Annotated in this window: 10 protein-coding genes; 5 read left to right on the plus strand and 5 right to left on the minus strand. The window is 73.0% G+C overall.

Annotated elements, in window-relative coordinates; genetic code table 11:
- Positions 1-261: 261 nt before the first annotated feature.
- Together pnp and rpsO are read right to left on the minus strand one after the other, a co-directional pair.
- Positions 262-2,532 carry a polyribonucleotide nucleotidyltransferase gene (gene pnp / locus WMF42_RS23315; protein WP_437684772.1) on the minus strand — a complete coding sequence of 757 codons (2,271 nt, stop codon included), beginning with the start codon at positions 2,530-2,532 and terminating at the stop codon, positions 262-264.
- A 465-nt stretch (positions 2,533-2,997) separates the two neighbouring features.
- On the minus strand, positions 2,998-3,264 hold the full coding sequence (rpsO, locus tag WMF42_RS23320) for a 30S ribosomal protein S15 (protein WP_061610805.1): 267 nt from the start codon (positions 3,262-3,264) through the stop codon (positions 2,998-3,000).
- Between the two features lie 351 nt (positions 3,265-3,615).
- Between rpsO and WMF42_RS23325 the strand changes: the two genes are divergently transcribed.
- Positions 3,616-5,178: a serine/threonine-protein kinase gene (locus WMF42_RS23325; RefSeq protein WP_199693965.1), complete on the plus strand. Its 1,563-nt coding sequence runs from the start codon at positions 3,616-3,618 to the stop codon at positions 5,176-5,178.
- A 28-nt stretch (positions 5,179-5,206) separates the two neighbouring features.
- Here WMF42_RS23325 and ruvX read toward each other — a convergent pair whose 3' ends face one another.
- The gene (gene ruvX / locus WMF42_RS23330) at positions 5,207-5,635 is read right to left on the minus strand and encodes a Holliday junction resolvase RuvX (RefSeq protein WP_061610807.1); all 429 of its coding nucleotides are present in this window, start codon (positions 5,633-5,635) and stop codon (positions 5,207-5,209) included.
- A 113-nt stretch (positions 5,636-5,748) separates the two neighbouring features.
- Between ruvX and hisS the strand changes: the two genes are divergently transcribed.
- The 3 genes from hisS to WMF42_RS23345 are packed head-to-tail and all read left to right on the plus strand — an operon-like array spanning position 5,749 to position 9,506.
- The gene (hisS, locus tag WMF42_RS23335) at positions 5,749-7,038 is read left to right on the plus strand and encodes a histidine--tRNA ligase (protein ID WP_061610808.1); all 1,290 of its coding nucleotides are present in this window, start codon (positions 5,749-5,751) and stop codon (positions 7,036-7,038) included.
- Positions 7,039-7,091: 53 nt separating this feature from the next.
- Positions 7,092-8,849 (plus strand): hypothetical protein, encoded by a 1,758-nt coding sequence (locus tag WMF42_RS23340; RefSeq protein ID WP_437684775.1) that lies wholly within the window; start codon positions 7,092-7,094, stop codon positions 8,847-8,849.
- 24 nt (positions 8,850-8,873) lie between these two features.
- On the plus strand, positions 8,874-9,506 hold the full coding sequence (locus WMF42_RS23345; RefSeq protein ID WP_434040762.1) for a COMM domain-containing protein: 633 nt from the start codon (positions 8,874-8,876) through the stop codon (positions 9,504-9,506).
- 38 nt (positions 9,507-9,544) lie between these two features.
- On the opposite strand, the gene WMF42_RS23350 is transcribed toward WMF42_RS23345, so the two are convergent.
- Together WMF42_RS23350 and WMF42_RS23355 are read right to left on the minus strand one after the other, a co-directional pair.
- Positions 9,545-11,746, minus strand: a complete 2,202-nt coding sequence (locus tag WMF42_RS23350; protein WP_437694330.1) for a hybrid sensor histidine kinase/response regulator — start codon at positions 11,744-11,746, stop codon at positions 9,545-9,547.
- 47 nt (positions 11,747-11,793) lie between these two features.
- Positions 11,794-14,184: a hypothetical protein gene (locus WMF42_RS23355; protein WP_437684777.1), complete on the minus strand. Its 2,391-nt coding sequence runs from the start codon at positions 14,182-14,184 to the stop codon at positions 11,794-11,796.
- 231 nt (positions 14,185-14,415) lie between these two features.
- On the opposite strand from WMF42_RS23355, the gene WMF42_RS23360 reads away from it, so the two are divergent.
- Positions 14,416-15,669: an MFS transporter gene (locus WMF42_RS23360; RefSeq protein ID WP_437684779.1), complete on the plus strand. Its 1,254-nt coding sequence runs from the start codon at positions 14,416-14,418 to the stop codon at positions 15,667-15,669.
- Positions 15,670-15,794: the final 125 nt, after the last annotated feature.

Below are 15,794 nucleotides of genomic sequence, written 5' to 3' on the forward strand. Positions count from 1 at the left end.
TACCCTGATTGTGAAGGGGCCATGCGGAGTTCATCAGATTCCAACAAAGCAGCGCGATGCCTGATCCAGGCGCGGCGCGCGCCTCGGCCGCGCGCGTCAACGCAGCAGCCGGGCGCGCCGGTCCGCTGGCAGGCAGCGATCGCCGCGCAGGGCCGCGGATCGCCGCAAATCAGACGTTCTTCGTGAGGGGGAGTGAGCGACGGGGAGGCCCAGCGGCGCGCCGCAGCGCGGCATGGCGTCCCCGGTTCTCGGGGCGATCGACTAGGAGCGGCGCTCGCGGCGCTCGCGCGGCGGCCCGCCGCGATCGCGGTCCATGCCGGGACGCGGTCCGCGATCGCGATCGCCGCCGCGGCCACCGCCGGGGCCGTCGCGCCGCGGCGGCGGGCCGGCGTCGCGCGCCTGCGCCATGCGCTCGCGCGCCCGATCGCCCTCCTCGCCCTCCGGGAGCGGGAGCAGCTCGCGCCGGCTCAGCCGGATCTTCCCGTCGCGATCGACGCTCAGCACCTTCACGTCGAGCGCGTCTCCCTCCTTGAGGACGTCCTCGACGCGCTCGACGCGCGTGTGCGCCATCTCGGAGATGTGCAGCAGGCCGTCGGTGTTCGGCAGGATCTCGACGAACGCGCCGAAGTCGGTGATGCGCTTGACCGTGCCCTTGTACGTCGCCCCGACCTCGGGCTCGGCGGTCAGGCCCTTGATGATGTCGAGCGCCCTCCGCACCGCGTCCGAGTCCGCCGACGCGACGTTCACGGTGCCGTCGTCCTCGACGTCGATCGCGACGCCGGTCTGGTCGACGATGCCCTTGATGGTCTTGCCGCCGGGGCCGATGATGAGCCGGATCTGGTCGGGCTTCACGCGCACCGTGGTGATCCGCGGCGCGTACTGGCTGAGCTCGGGCCGCGTGGTCGGCAGCGTCTCCAGCATCTTGTTCAGGATGTGGAGCCGCCCCTCGCGCGCCTGATCCAGCGCCTGCATCAGGATGACCCGGCTCAGGCCGGCGATCTTGATGTCCATCTGGATCGCGGTCACGCCGCGCGCCGTGCCGCAGACCTTGAAGTCCATGTCGCCGAGGTGATCCTCGTCGCCGAGGATGTCCGAGAGCACCGCGTAGCGCTGGCCTTCCATGATGAGCCCCATCGCGATGCCGGCGACGGGCGACTTGATCGGCACGCCCGCGTCCATGAGCGACAGGCACCCGCCGCAGACCGCCGCCATCGACGACGATCCGTTCGACTCCAGCGTCTCCGACACGATGCGGATCGTGTAGGGGAACTGATCCGGCGGCGGGATCATCCGGGAGAGCGCGCGCTCGGCGAGCGCGCCGTGGCCGATCTCGCGGCGGCCGGGGCCCCGCATCGGCTTCGTCTCGCCTGTCGAGAAGGGGGGGAAGTTGTAGTGGAGATAGAAGCGCTTCCACGTCTCCCCCATCAGGCCGTCGATCTTCTGCTCGTCGGTCGAGGTGCCGAGCGTCGTCGTGACGATCGCCTGCGTCTCGCCGCGCTGGAACAGCGCGCTTCCGTGGACGCGCGGGAGCAGGCCCACCTCGCACATGATCGGCCGGATGCTCTTGCCGTCGCGGCCGTCGATGCGCCGGCCCTCGTCGATCACGTAGGTCCGGACGACGTGCGCCTTGCGCTCCTCGAACTCGGCCTTCACGAGCCCCTGGAGCGGCAGGAACCTCTCGGCGCCGAGCTCGGCGCTCAGGGTCTCGGTCAGCTTCTTCTTGAGCGTGCTGTAGCCGTCGTAGCGCGCCTTCTTGTCGGTCACCCGCGTCGCGGCCTTGAGGTCCTCGTCGACGATCTGGGCGACGCGCTGCTTCACGTCGTCCGGCAGCGCCGGGGCGACGAACTCGCGCTTCTGCTTGCCCACCGCGGCGCGCATCTTCTCGATGAGGTCGATGACCGGCTGCGCCGTCTCGTGCGCGAACATCAGCGCGTCGATGATCTCCGCCTCGGTCGCCTCGGCGGCGCCGCCCTCGACCATCACGATCGCGTCGCGCGAGCAGGCGACGACGAGATCGATGTCGCAGCGCTCGATATCGGCGACCGTCGGGTACGCGACGAACTCGCCGTCGAGCCGGCCGACGCGCACGCCCACGACCGGGCCGTGCCAGGGGATCTCCGAGATGTGCAGCGCGGCGCTCGCGCCCGTCAGCGCGAGGACGTCGGCCTTGTTCTGCTTGTCGCTGGAGAGGACGGTCGCGATGATCTGCGTGTCGCGCTTGAAGCCCTCGGGGAAGAGCGGGCGGAGCGGGCGGTCCATGAGGCGGCAGGTGAGGATCTCCTCCTCGCGCTGGCGCGCCTCGCGCTTGAAGAAGCCGCCGGGGATCTTGCCGGCGGCGTACGTCTTCTCGACGAACTCGCAGGTGAGCGGGAAGAAGTCGAGGCCCGGCCGCTCGTCCTGCGAGACGACGGTGACGAGCACCATGGTGTCGCCGTAGGTGACGAGCACGGCGCCGTGCGCCTGCTTGGCCAGGCGGCCGGTCTCGAGGGTGAGGGCACGGCCGCCCACCATGACGGATTCACGAACGAACATTGGATTTTCAGCTCTCTCTCGCGATCGCGAGGGCCGCTGCGTGCGGCGCTACGCCGAGCGCGAGGGGCTGCTCTTCTTCCTCGGTCCCTGCGCAGGAGCCGCGCTGCTGCGCACGAAGCGAAGACGAAGACGCGCGGAGCCCGCGCTCGGGAACGGCGAAGCCGGTCGCCCCGCTGTTCCATGGTCAGTGAATGACCTCCTTAAAGCGTCCGCTCCGCCCTCGCCAGCGCAAAAAGCAGACGTTCAGGGGTGCGCGCCGCGAACCTCCCGAACGGAAGGAACGCGAAGGCCAGCGAAACGCCGGCGCTGGAGAGATCCTGGAACGGAACGGGCGGCGCAGCCCTCCGCCGCGCGGGGCCGCAGGACGGACGGGCGAGCCCGGGCGGGCTCACCGCGAGGCGCGCCGCCTGCCGCGCGCCGGGGGAAGGCGTCGCGCCGGCGAGACCGGCGCGACGTGCCTGACCGCTACTTGCGGAGGTTGAGGCGGCCGATGAGGTTGCGGTAGCGCTCGATATCGACGCGCTTCAGGTAGTCGAGCTGGCGGCGGCGCTGGCTGACCAGCTTCAGCAGGCCCCGGCGGGAGTGGTGGTCCTTCTGGTGCGTGCGGAAGTGCTCCTGGAGCTGGTTGATCCGCTCGCTGAGGAGCGCGATCTGGACCTCGGGCGACCCGGTGTCCCCCTCGTGGATCGCGTACTTCTGGATGATGTCCGTCTTCTGAACAGAATGCAGCATGGCTGGCTCTCCATGGCCTTGTCCGGTGCGCTGCCGAGCGTCCGGGCCGGTGCGTTGGTAACGCCGGCGACTGGCCAAGCGACGCCTGAAGGCGAGCCCCCCGCCCGGAGCGGCGGGAGCCCACGAGGTTCAGGCCAGTGAGCAGAGGAGCGCGCGAGTATACGCAGGTGCCTCGGTCCGTCAACGCGGTCGATGTGACCGCGCGATTTGTCACCCCCAGAAACGCCGATTGGCTACCCTCGGTCGGCGATGCCCGGCACCATCCGGCCCCCTGACGAAGCATCCCGACCGCAGTCCCGGCCGCAGTCGGACGCACGCGGCTCGCAGTCGGACGTGCATATCGCGAACGCGATGACGAGCCTCTCCACCTCGGCCACCTCGCTCCCGACCTCGGGAAGCGACAACGCGACGCCCAAGGTTTGCCCCACCTGCAGGGTCCGGTACCCGGCCGAGTTCAGGGTGTGCCCCCGCGACGCCGCGACGCTCGACGACTCGGTCGACGACTCGCTGCGCGACGATCTCGTCGGCAAGACGCTCAACGAGACCTACACGGTCGTGCGCGTCGTCGGCGAGGGCGGCATGGGCCGCGTGTACGAGGCGCGCCACACGCGGATCGCGAGCAAGCGGTTCGCCATCAAGATGCTCCACCCGGAGTTCGCGCGGCAGCCGCAGGTGATCTCGCGCTTCCAGCGCGAGGCGGAGGCGGCGGCCGCGGTGCAGAGCCCGTACGTCGTCACCGTCTTCGACGTCCACCGCACCGCGGAGGGGCGGCCGTTCCTCGTCAACGAGTTCCTCGAAGGCAAGGAGCTCGCCGACTACCTCAACGAGGTCGGCAAGATGAAGATCGGGCCCGCCGTGCGCATCGTGCGGCAGATCTGCAAGGCGCTCGCCGCGGCGCACGCGAAGGGCGTCGTGCACCGCGACATGAAGCCGGAGAACGTCTTCCTCACCGGCGACCTCACGATGCCCACGGCCAAGGTGATCGACTTCGGCATCTCGAAGGTCGACGACGCGCCGGGCGCCGCGCTCACGCAGACCGGCATGATCATGGGCACGCCGTCGTACATGGCGCCGGAGCAGGCCCGCGGCGAGCGCGTCGATCACCGGGCGGACATCTACGCCGTCGGCGCGATCCTCTACTGCGCGCTCACCGGCAGCCGCCCGTTCGATCGCAACGACCCGACCGCGACGCTCACCGCGGTGCTCACCGAGGACCCGCCGCGCCCGCGCTCGCTCGAGCCGAGCATCCCCGAGACGCTGGAGATGATCATCCAGCGGGCCATGGCGAAGGAGCCTCACCACCGTTACCAGACGATGGAGGAGCTCGACGCGGAGCTCGCGCTCTACGACTCGGGCGAGCCCGAGCCGAGGGAGCCGACCTCTTCCGCCCTGCCCGGACCGCGCAAGTCGCTGCCGTCGGCGCCGCGCGCCGCGCCGACGATGCAGCTCCGCCAGGCGCAGCAGGTGAGCATGGCGAGGCCGCTCATCCTGCTGCTCTCGACGCTCGGCGTGTTCTGGGTCGCCGGCAGCCTGATCACGCTGGTGACCGCGATCATCCGCCTCTCGCGCGGCGGCGGGGTGACCGACAACCTGACGGGCCTCGAGGCGGTCCTGCTCGCGTCCGGGATCGGCTTCGCGCTGATCACCCCCGCGCTGATCGGCGCGCGCCACGTGCGCCGGAACGTGTGGAACAACAGCATGAAGGCCGTCGATCTGTCCGACAACCTGCGGCGGCCGATCGTCGTCGGGCTGTGCGCCTACGGCTTCGCGTCGCTGCTCGTGCGGGTCATCGAGGCCGTCGTCCTCCGGCGCGCGGCCGGCGTCGCGTGGCCCATGTGGGACGTGGTGCTGTTCGGGATCGGCGCTGTCGGCGCCGCCGGCGCGTACCTGCTGCTCCGCAGCGAGAGCCGCTAGGGCCGCGCCCGGCTAGCCGCGCCGCCCGCTAGCCGCGCCGCCCGTCCAGCCACGCCTGGAGCAAGAGCGCCGCCGCCGCCCCGTCGACGCGCTCCTTGCTCTTGCGCGCCGAGATGCCCCCGTCGCGCAGCCGCCGTGCCGCCTCGACCGTGGTCAGCCGCTCGTCGATGAGCTCCACCTCCACGCCGCTCGCGTCGGCCAGCGCCTGGGCGAAGGCGACCGCCCGCCGCGCGGCCGGCCCCTCGTCCCCGTTCATCTCGAGCGGCAGCCCGACAAGGAACCGCGTGAGGCCTTCGTCCCGGGCGAGCGCCGAAAGGGCCTCCAGCAGCGCCTTCCGGTTGCGCCCGTCGAGGTGCGGCCGCGGGTGAGCGTAGAGCCCGAGCTCGTCGGTCACGGCCACGCCGACGCGGGCCTTCCCAAGATCGATCGCCGCAGCGCGCGTCTTCGCCTTCGCCATACCTCTTGGGGAGAGCACATAGCCCTCGGACGGTGAGCCGGCGAGACCCAACGTACGAGGAAGCATCCGACCGGCTTGACCCGCTCGCCAGCACCGACCATAAGCGCCGCGCGATGGAACTGCGCGCGGTCCGGGGGATGAACGACATCCTCCCCGAAGAGGTGGAGCGCTGGCACAAGCTCGAGGGGGCCTTCCGCCTCCACGCGGAGCTCCACGGCTATGCCGAGGTGCGCACGCCGCTGCTCGAGCCGACGGAGCTCTTCCGCCACCAGATGGGGGAGACGACGGACGTGGTCGAGAAGGAGATGTACTCCTTCGAGCGCCACGGCGATCAGCTCACGGTGAGGCCCGAGGGCACCGCGGGCGCCGCGCGCGCGTACGTCGAGCACGCGGTCCACGCCAAGGAGCCGATCACCCGCTGGTACTACCTCGGGGCGATGTTCCGCGGCGAGCGGCCGGCGAAGGGGCGCTACCGCCAGTTCTACCAGGCCGGCTGCGAGCTCTTCGGCGATCCGGGGCCGCTCTGCGACGCCGAGACGATCGATCTCATCGCGGGCTTCCTGGAGCGCATCGGCGTCGGCGACTTCGTCGTCCACGTGAACTCGCTCGGCAGCGCCGGCACGCGCGAGCGCTACCGCGAGGCGCTGCTCGCCCACTACACGCCGCGCAAGGACAGGCTCAGCGAGGACTCGCAGCGCCGCCTCGAGAAGAACCCGCTGCGCATCCTGGACTCGAAGGATCCGCGCGACCACGAGGTGTCGCGCGACGCGCCGTCGATCCTCGATCTGCTCGACGACGCGGACCGGGCGCACTGGGACGGCGTGCTCCGCTGCCTCGACGTGCTCGGCGTGAACTACGTCGTCGACCCGTCGCTCGTGCGCGGGCTCGACTACTACACGCGCACGCTCTTCGAGGTGAAGGCGACCTCGGGCGATCTCGGGTCGCAGAGCACGCTCGGGGGCGGCGGCCGCTACGACAACATGATCGCGGGGCTCGGCGGGCCGAGCGTGCCGGCGATCGGCTTCGCGATGGGGATGGAGCGGCTGCTCACGCTGATGCCGGGCGACACGTCGCGCCGGAGGCCCGGCTGCTTCCTCGCCCCGCTCGGCCAGGTGGGCGCGGATCGGGCGCTCTTGCTCGCGAAGCAGCTCCGCGCGCTCGGCGTCTCGGTCGAGCTGGACGGGCGCGGCGGACGGCTCAAGTCGATGCTCCGGCGCGCGGACGCCCTCGGCGCGCGGCTCTGCGTGATCCTGGGCGACGCGGAGATGGAGCGCGGCGTCCTCCAGATCAAGGACCTCGCGGCGCACGTGCAGGAGGAGATCCCGCTCGACGGCGCGGCGCGCGTGCTCGCGGATCGGGCCCTCGAATCTTCACCGGGCGGCGGCCAGCGGGGAGCGCGTTGACGTACGAGGCGATGGGAGAGCAGGGCTGCTCGCGGGGGGCGCGCGGCGCTCCGGTGAGCGAACCAGCGAGCGGCGCGCGGCCACGCGAGGCGAGGGGCCTCGCGCGGCGGCGGGGCTGGGGGTCGGCGCTCTCGCTCGCGGCCGCGCTGGCGGCGCTCGCCGCGCCGTCGGTCGCGGCGGCGCAGGTCGGCTTCGGCCAGCCCGGCATGGGGCCGCCCCCGACGAGCGCGCCGCAGCAGCCGCCGCCCGGGACGCCGGAGACGCACGCGGCGCCGACCTCCGAGGAGAGCCCGATCCAGACGCAGGAGCCGACGCTGCCGGAGGATCCGCTCGCGGTGCCGCCGTCGGTCAAGAAGCAGATCGGCACGAACGACACCGGCGAGTGGGAGCGCGGGCGCGCCGAGGAGATCCAGCGCGACTGGTACGGGCTCTATTACGGCGAGCGGAGCGGCGACTACCAGTTCCGGACGGTCGTGCCCTTCTGGGCCGAGCGCAAGATGCCCGGCGATCGCGCCACGATGGTGACGCCGTTCTACTACAACCGGCGGAGCAAGGACGTCGACGCCGACGTGCTCTTCCCGTTCTTCTGGAAGCTGCGGGACCAGGACACCCACACGACGATCGTCGGCCCGTTCATGCACCGCGAGTCCGAGGGTCGCCCGGCGAGCCCCGGGCGCAAGGCGGAGCCGGGCCGTCACGACAACTGGCTCGCGCCGCTCTTCTTCGAGGGCAAGAGCGACGACGGGAGCGGCTACCTCCACATCCCTCCCCTGCTCACGTTCACGCACCACACAGCGCGGGGCGGCTTCAACATGGTCGGCCCCCTCTTCTGCAGCTGGAGAGGCGGCCCTGCGTGCGACGCGCGCTCCGCCGACAAGATCGATCTCGGCCTGGCGCCGCTCTACTTCTACGGCCGCGACGAGAGCAGCGAGTACGAGGTGATCCCGCCGCTGCTGCACTACTACAGTTACAGCGACGTCGGAGACCGCTCGACGAACCTGTGGGGGCCGCTGCTCTGGCAGCACTCGCGCAAGGGCGACGTGTTCAACGTCATGCCGTTCTACTGGCATAGCTGGGGCAAGAACCACGATCGCACGACGCTGTTTCCGTTCTTCCACTACGGGGTCGAGGGCAACTCGAACCTGCTCGTCACGCCGCTCTTCGTGAAGGCGCGCGGCGAGGAGGGGGAGAGCACCTTCGCGACCTGGGGCTACGCTCGCTATCGAGGGCGGACGGAGCTCGACATGATCACGCCGCTCTTCTGGCAGTACCGCGATCCGGACATCGATCTCGAGCGGACGATGCTGCTGCCGTTCTATTACCGGAACACCTCGCCGCGCAGCGACGATCTCGCCCTGTTCCCGCTCTACGGCCGCTTCAAGCGCCACGGGCTGAGCGACACGACGTGGCTCACGCCGTTCATCCGGCACACGAGGGATCTCACCGGCTGGGAGACGAACATCTATCCGTTCTTCTACTCGGGGCGCGATCGCAACTCGACGCACCTCGTCGTCGCGCCGTTCCTCTGGGACTTCGCGTCGCCGAGCTCGCGCACCACGGTGGTCCTGCCGCTCTTCTTCCGGTTCGCGGACCAGAACTCGGTGACGCAGCTCGCGCTCAACACGTTCTACAAGGAGCAGCGGGTGCGGAGAGGCAAGGAGTGGGAGTTCCACTTCTTCCCCGTGTTCTCGTACGGCGAGACGCCGGAAGGGCACTGGTGGAACCTCCTCTACGGGCTCGCCGGGTACACGCGCCAGGGCACGATGTCGAAGATGCGCGCGCTCTACGTCCCCATCCAGCTCAGCGACTGAGCCGCGCGTGCTGACGAGGTCGCGATGAGCACGCCGGCGCACGAGGCGCCTCCCCCCCGCGCCGGGCTCCGCAGCCTGGGCGGGCAGCCGCCGCCCCCGGAGCTCGCCGCCGACCTGCGGCGGCTCCTGGAGCTGCCCGAGGGCGCGCGCCGGCGCCTCTGGGAGGCGCTCGGGCCGAGCCTCGGCGAGCCGGTGCCCGCGGCCGTGGAGCGGCACCTCGACGAGTTCTGCCGCCGGCACGAGGTCGGGTCCGAGGCGCTCGCGCGGGTGCTCAAGGCCTGCCGCTTCCTGGTCCGCGAGGCGAGCAAGCTCGATCTCGACCGCGCCGCGCTCTCGACCGATCTCGCGGTGCTCGTCCCCGTCGAGGAGGCCGAGGAGATCCAGGCGATCCTGCTCGCCGGCTACGACCAGGCCAGGGCGGTCGTGCGGCGGGAGATCGTGCGCGGCGCGCTGCTCGACCACGGCAAGCTGCTCACCGGGGTCGACTGGCGCATCGACACGATCGCGGCCGCGAGCCGCGGGGCGAAGATCGCGGCGCCCGTCGTCGTGCTCACGCTGAGCTACCAGGAGGGCGAGGCGCGCTCGCGCATCACGCTCCAGGCCACCCCCGACCTGCTGCGGGAGCTCCAGCGCGCCTGCGCGCAGATCCTGGGCTGAGCGCGCCCCCCCGCGCTACGCGCCGCTGCCCCCGCGCGCTACGCGCCGCTGCCCCGCGCGCTCGCGCTGTTCGCAGAGACGACCTCGGCGATCGCGGACAGCGCGTCCTCGGCGGAGAACGGCTTCTCCAGGAGCGGGCGGCCCGACGAGGCGAGGAACCGCTCGACGTCCGCGCCGAAGCCCACGCCGGTCATGAAGATGAACCCCTGCGCCAGCGCCGGGTCGCTCTCGCGGATGCGCGTGTAGAAGACGTCGCCCGACATGCCGGGCATCCGCAGGTCGCAGAGCACCACGTCGAAGCGCTGGCCGCCCGCGAGCATCCCCATCGCGGCGTCGGCGCTCGGCGCGAGCGACACCTGGTGCACGCGGCCGAGCTGCTCGGACAGCGCGCGCGCGAGCGACGCCTCGTCCTCGACCACGAGCACCCGCGCCCGCTTCGAGACGAGCCGCGGCACCGGCGACACGCTCGGCGTCGCCTCCTCCGTGCGCCCCGCCGCGGGCAGCGAGATGATGAAGCGCGCGCCGCCCGGCGGATCGGCCCCGGGGACCGGGCTCTCGGCCGTGATCTGGCCGCCCGCGCGCTCGATGATCTCCCGGCTGATCGACAGGCCGAGCCCGGTGCCGACCTCCGGCCCCTTCGTCGTGAAGAACGGCGCCCAGATCCGCGGCAGGTTCTCCTCCGCGATGCCGGCGCCGGTGTCGGTCACCACGATCTCGACCGTCTGCCCGTCGCTCCGCGTCTCGACCGTCACCGTCTGCTCGCGGGCCTCGGTCTTCGAGCTCGGCTTCGGGATCGCCTGCGCCGCGTTGACGAGGAGGTTCACGATGACCTGCCCGAGCCGGCCGTCCTCCATGAGGACCGGCGGCACCTCCGACAGGTTCTTCACGACCTGCGCCCGCTCGATGATCTGGCCGCGCGTGAGGCTCAGCGCGGACTCGACGGTGCGGTTCGCGTCCGTCAGCGTGCGCCGCGAGCCCTCGGGCTGCGGCGGGCTCGCGAACAGCTTGAGATCGCGGACGATGTCGACGATGCGCTTGATGGAGTCGCGCAGCTCCTGGAGCAGCTCCGACGCGCTCGAGGCGGCGGCGCCCTCCATGCGCACGTTCGGGCCGCGCAGGAGCCGGTCGAGCATGTCGAGCCCGAGCAGGATGAACGCCGCGGGGTTGTTGATCTCGTGGGCCACGCCGGCCGCCAGCGTGCCGAGCGTCGACAGCCGATCGACCTGGATGAGCCGCGTGCGCGCCGCGTGCTCGGTGCTCACGTCCGCGAGGACGCCCTCGATCGCCACCACGCGGCCGCGATCGGACACGAGCGGGTACACCGTGCCGCGCGCCGTGATCGCGTCGCCGCCCCGCCGGCGCAGGCGCGCCTCGTAGGAGGCCGACGGCGCGCCGAGCTTGGCCCGCGCGACAGCGTCCTCGAAGCACATCACGCCCTCCGGGTCGGCGTGCGCCTCCGCGAGGAAGCCCGGTGTCCTGAGCGCCTCGGCCACCGGCACGCCGAGGAGCCGCTCGGCGTGGCGGTTCAGGAACGAGAGCTCGCCGCTCTCGGGATCGAGGCGGAAGATGATGAGCGGCGCGTTGTCGAGCAGGTTCCGGTGCTGCTCCTCGAGCTCGCGGATGCGCAGCAGCCGCTCGGCGGCCTCGCGCTCGCCGGCGACGACGCGCAGCGAGCGATCGAGGCCGGCGCCGAGCGCCTCGGCGAGCTCTTCCAGGAGGGCGATCGGCGCGGCCGCCGCGGCGGCGGCCTCCGCGTGGCCGAGCACGAGCGCCGCGATGACGGGGCCGCCGCCCGCGCTCGCGGGCGCCGCGGACCGGGCCGCGGGCTGGCCGGGCCCGGCGCCGGGCGGCGCGCTGCGCACCGGGAGCGCGACGTACGAGAGGCACCCCTCGGCGGCCCCCATCTTGTCGAGCGCGTCGCCCGCGCGGGTGCTCTCGCAGGAGAACGTCTTTCCCTCGCCGAAGACCCGCCGGAAGAGCGCCGCGGGCGCCGGGAGCCGCGCGGCGAACGGCGCGGCGGAGAGCGTATCGCCGCGGAAGGTCGCGTACGCGAGCAGCTCCCCCTCGGGCTCGGGGAACACCACCGCGAGCAGGTGGAACGGGGCGAACCGGCAGACGGCGCCGGCGAGCTCGTCGAACGGCCTCGGCAGCAGCAGGTTCGAGTGGCGAGCGACGACGGTGAGGACAGCGTTCAGCGCGACGAGGCGGCGGGACCTCTCGCTCGCGGGCGCATCGAGCATTTCCACGACATCTCACCACGGCGGCGCGCAGGAACGAGAGGCATTCTTCACTTTTGTCCCGCCGGCGGCCCGGAAGAGGCTGCCGGGGACGTAGGCCGGGCGCACCGCTCGAGAAGGCGGAGGGCGGCGTCCCGGCGCTCCTCGCTCACGGCGGGCCCGGCGCCGGACGCGCCGTCGTGGGCGGCGTACTGGGCGAACATGCGGCGGGCGGTCTCGGCGTCGTCGAGGCCGCACGCCACGACGAGCCGCAGCCGCTCGGCCTCGATCCAGACGCGCTGGATGGGCAGGTGGGCCGCGAGCGCGCGCTCCAGGCGATCGGCGGCCTCGTCGAAGCGGCCGTCGTTCAGGTACTGGCGGCCGAGCAGGTAGCTCGGTAGGCCGTCGCCGGGCGCCTGCGCGGCCCAGGCGCCGAGCAGCTCCGCCGCCCGGAGCCTGTCCGGCGCGCCGCCGCGGGTGCCGATCAGCAGCTCGACGATGGCCGCGCGCGCGCGGTCGTCGTTCGCCGCCGCGATCTTGACGTCCAGCGTCCGGAGCCGGTCCTCGTCGACGAGCCGGCCGGCGACCTCGCGGTACCAGGTCACGGCGCGCTCCCTGTCGCCCGCCGCGAGCGCGACGTCGCCGAGCCGCTCCGCGGCGCGGTCGCGCAGGTGGCGCGGGATCGACCCGTCGCCGGCGATGCCCTCGAGCTCGCGGACGCCCTCGCTCCTGCTGCTGGGCGCGTCGCCGGCGAGCCGCGTCTCGGCGATCGCGACGCGGGTCGCGGGGCTCTGGTCGAGCGAGAGGACGCGCCGGTACTCGGCGATCGCGCCCTCGTGATCGCCGCGCGCGCGGAGCTGCTCGGCCTTCTGCGTGCACGCGTCGACCACGTGCGGGCAGCGCCGCTCGAAGACGGCGGGCCTGTCGAAGCGGGCCTTCGCCTGCGCCCTGGCGGCGTCGGGGAGCGAGAGCGCGTCGAGGTCGGCGTGCCAGGCGCGCTCCATCGCCGCCCACGGCGCCCCGGTGATCTCCGGCAGCGGCTGCCCGCCGTACCAGGCGCGCACCGCGGCGGCGCCGTACGTCGCGCGCACGTGGCCGACGAAGGCGCCGCTCACGGTGTAGGCCGTCGACGAGTTCTCGGCGAGGAAGCCGAGCGCGAAAAGGCGCGATAGCGGCGGCAAGATCCCGAGATCTTTCATGGCCTTGGCCCACCCGCGCGGGCTCAGGTCCTCGCCCTCCTTGGGCGAGCCCGCGACGGCGATCCCCTCGATGAGGCCCGGGTCGGGGAGCCACCCGCCGAGCCGCCCGGCGACCTTGAACGGGCCGCGGGCGAAGGCGCCGGCGAGCACGTGCATGATCTCGTGCCCGAGGATCGGGTGCGGGTAGCCGGCGGCCTGCAGGTACACCTCGCGGCGCCACGGCTTCGCGACGTACGTGCGCGAGGCGCCCATGAGCGCGCCCTTCTGCGCGGCGCTCTCGAACAGGTAGGCGCGGACGCGGAGCGGCTCGCCGTCGACCTCGGCGGGCGCGCCGAGCCAGCGCTCGCCGGTCTCGATGTGCGCGTCGCACTCGCGCACGAAGCGCTGGACGTCGGCCTCGCGCATGCCGCGCGGATAGACGACCTCGCAGCGCTGGCCCTGCGAGAGCGCGCCGAGCTCGGCCGCGATGCTCTCGGAGGTCTGGAAGTGGCCGAGGCGCGCGCCCTCCAGGAGCGTCCCGGCGCTGACCGCGGCGCTCGCCGCGCCGAACAGGAGAAGGCCGGGGCGGCCCTGCGGCTGGAACGTCACGCGGCCGCTCGCGTCGTGGACGAGGTGCTGCGCGAGCGCGGACGCGGCGAACAGGGTGGCGAGGGTGCCGGCGCGGTAGGTGAGCAGCCCCGAGGCGTCGACGACCGTGTCGTAGAGGGTGCCGCTGAAGAAGCCGGCGAAGGGGTCGTAGGCGAAGACGATCGGGCTCGTGTAGAAGCGGACGACGCTCACGCCGGCGGAGCCGAGCGGGGCGGCGAGCGCGGCGACGACGGCGGCGAGGCGGCGGCGCCACGCCGGGGGCGGGGGCGCGGCGTCGTCGCGCCGGCTGCCCGCGGCGAGCTCGCCCGCGACGGCGCCCCACGCGCCGCCGAGCGCGGCGCCGAGCCCGGGCCCCAGGGCGAAGTGCGCGGAGCCGCCGAGCACGTCGCAGAAGCCGGCGCGGAGGCCGTGCGCGAGCGTGGTGGCGTACGCGACGAGGGCGAAGAGGGCGCCGTTCGCGACGCCGCGCCGGAACGCCTCGATCGGCAGGGGCCGGTGGGCGGCGACGTCGATCGCTGTCGCGATCGCGGCGGCGCCCGGCACGAGGAGGCCCGCGGCGAGCGCGCTCTCGTAGCCGGGGCCATCGAAGAGGGGCAGGAAGCCGACGAGCGCCATCGCGATCGCGACGAGCGCTGCGCCGATCCTGGTGGCCGGTGAACGCAGGAGCGTGGGCATGGGCGCGTTTGGCTCTGGGGAAGCCTTAGTAACCGCGCCGGCTCGCCGAGGCGAGCGAGATGCGGGCGCCGTGCCTCCGATGCGGGACGCGAGCAGCGCGCATCTGTCCGGAGCACCTCTGGCTTGCCACGCATGCGCGCGGCCACCGCGATCCCGTCGATCGCAGCGCGCGGCCAGGGCGGTAGACGCCGCTCCCCTCCTTCCCGCTTTCCTGCTCTGCTCGCGCTCTCCATGCCCTCCCCTCCCCGCGACGGCCTCTCTCGCAACCCCGATTTCCTGCGCCTCTGGGCGGCGCAGGCGGTGAGCGCGCTGGGCGGGCGCGTCAGCCGGACGGCGCTGCCCGTGATCGCGATCGTGAGCCTCGGGGCCGACGCGGCGGGCGTGGCGGTGCTCTCGGCGCTGGCCACCGCGCCGGGCGCCCTGGTGGGGCTCTTCGCGGGCGGGCTCGTGGATCGCTCGCGCAAGCGGCCGCTGCTCATCGGCGCGGATCTCGCGCGCGCAGCGCTGATCCTCTCGGTCCCGATCGCGGCCTGGGCCGGCGCGCTCACCCTCGTCCACCTCTCCGCGGTGGCCGCGCTGGTCGGCATGGCCACCTCCCTGTTCCAGATCGCCGACAACGCGTACCTGCCGGCGCTCGTCGGGCAGGACCGCCTCGTCGAGGCGAACGCACGGCTGGAGGGGACCGAGGCCGCCGCGGAGATCGCCGGCCCCGGCGCGGCGGGCCTCCTGATCCAGGCGCTCACCGCGCCGGTGACGATGGTGGTGGACGCGCTGTCCTACCTCGGATCGGCGGCGCTGCTCGGGCGCATCCGGGCGGCGGAGGCGCCGGTCGCCCCTGAAGGCGACGCGGCCGGGAGCGGCGCCTCGCTCCGCGAAGATCTCCGGATGGGGCTGCGCCACGGCCTCGGCCACCCCGTGGTCGGGGCGACGTTCATGGCCCTGGGCGCGCAGGCGCTCCTCAGCGGCGGGGCCTTCTCCGCGCTGTACATGCTCTACCTCCTGGAGCACCTGCGGCTGGACCCCGCGGCTGTCGGCCTGATCATCAGCGTGGGCGGGATCGGCGCGCTCGGCGGCAGCGTCATCGCGGGCTGGCTGGGCCGCCGTCTCGGCGCCGGGCCGGCGATGATCCTCAGCCTCACCGTGAGCCAGGCGGGCGCCTTGCTCATCCCGCTCGCCGCGCAGCTCGGCGACCTCGCCGTCCCCGCGCTGGTGCTGCACCAGCTCGTCGGGGACGCGTTCCTCGTCGCGTTCATGATCCACGCGGTGAGCGCCCGGCAGTCGATGCTGCCCCTGACGGTGCTCGGCCGCGTCAACGCCACGCTCCACGTGATCACGGGCGCGCTGCTGCCCGCGGGCACCCTGGCGGCCGGCTGGCTCGCGGGCCGCATCGGCGTGGAAGCGACTGTGTGGGCCGGCGTGCTCGCAGGCCTCGCCGCGCCGCTCCTGCTGCTGCGACCCGCTGTGTGGAGGCTGCGCGCGGGCTGAACGCAGGGCGCGGCCGCGCGGCGAGGCAGCGCTGTCCGAGGTAGGTCTGGAGGTAGCCCGGAGAGCGCTCAGGCGCGGTGCCGTGGGGACGTGACGTCCCGGGCCGTGGCTGCGCAACCCGTTGC

Origin of the sequence: Sorangium sp. So ce176 (assembly GCF_051519835.1) — a bacterium.
Taxonomy (GTDB): Bacteria; Myxococcota_A; Polyangia; order Polyangiales; family Polyangiaceae; genus Sorangium; species Sorangium cellulosum_G.

What these genes read in the sequence shown, in the direction of transcription:
- WMF42_RS23345 (WP_434040762.1), top strand. Translation starts at nt 8,874, where the DNA reads ATGAGCACGCCGGCGCACGAGGCGCCTCCCCCCCGCGCCGGGCTCCGC.
- hisS (WP_061610808.1), top strand. Translation starts at nt 5,749, where the DNA reads ATGGAACTGCGCGCGGTCCGGGGGATGAACGACATCCTCCCCGAAGAG.
- ruvX (WP_061610807.1), bottom strand. Translation starts at nt 5,635, where the DNA reads ATGGCGAAGGCGAAGACGCGCGCTGCGGCGATCGATCTTGGGAAGGCC.
- pnp (WP_437684772.1), bottom strand. Translation starts at nt 2,532, where the DNA reads ATGTTCGTTCGTGAATCCGTCATGGTGGGCGGCCGTGCCCTCACCCTC.
- WMF42_RS23325 (WP_199693965.1), top strand. Translation starts at nt 3,616, where the DNA reads ATGACGAGCCTCTCCACCTCGGCCACCTCGCTCCCGACCTCGGGAAGC.
- WMF42_RS23355 (WP_437684777.1), bottom strand. Translation starts at nt 14,184, where the DNA reads ATGCCCACGCTCCTGCGTTCACCGGCCACCAGGATCGGCGCAGCGCTC.
- rpsO (WP_061610805.1), bottom strand. Translation starts at nt 3,264, where the DNA reads ATGCTGCATTCTGTTCAGAAGACGGACATCATCCAGAAGTACGCGATC.
- WMF42_RS23350 (WP_437694330.1), bottom strand. Translation starts at nt 11,746, where the DNA reads ATGCTCGATGCGCCCGCGAGCGAGAGGTCCCGCCGCCTCGTCGCGCTG.
- WMF42_RS23360 (WP_437684779.1), top strand. Translation starts at nt 14,416, where the DNA reads ATGCCCTCCCCTCCCCGCGACGGCCTCTCTCGCAACCCCGATTTCCTG.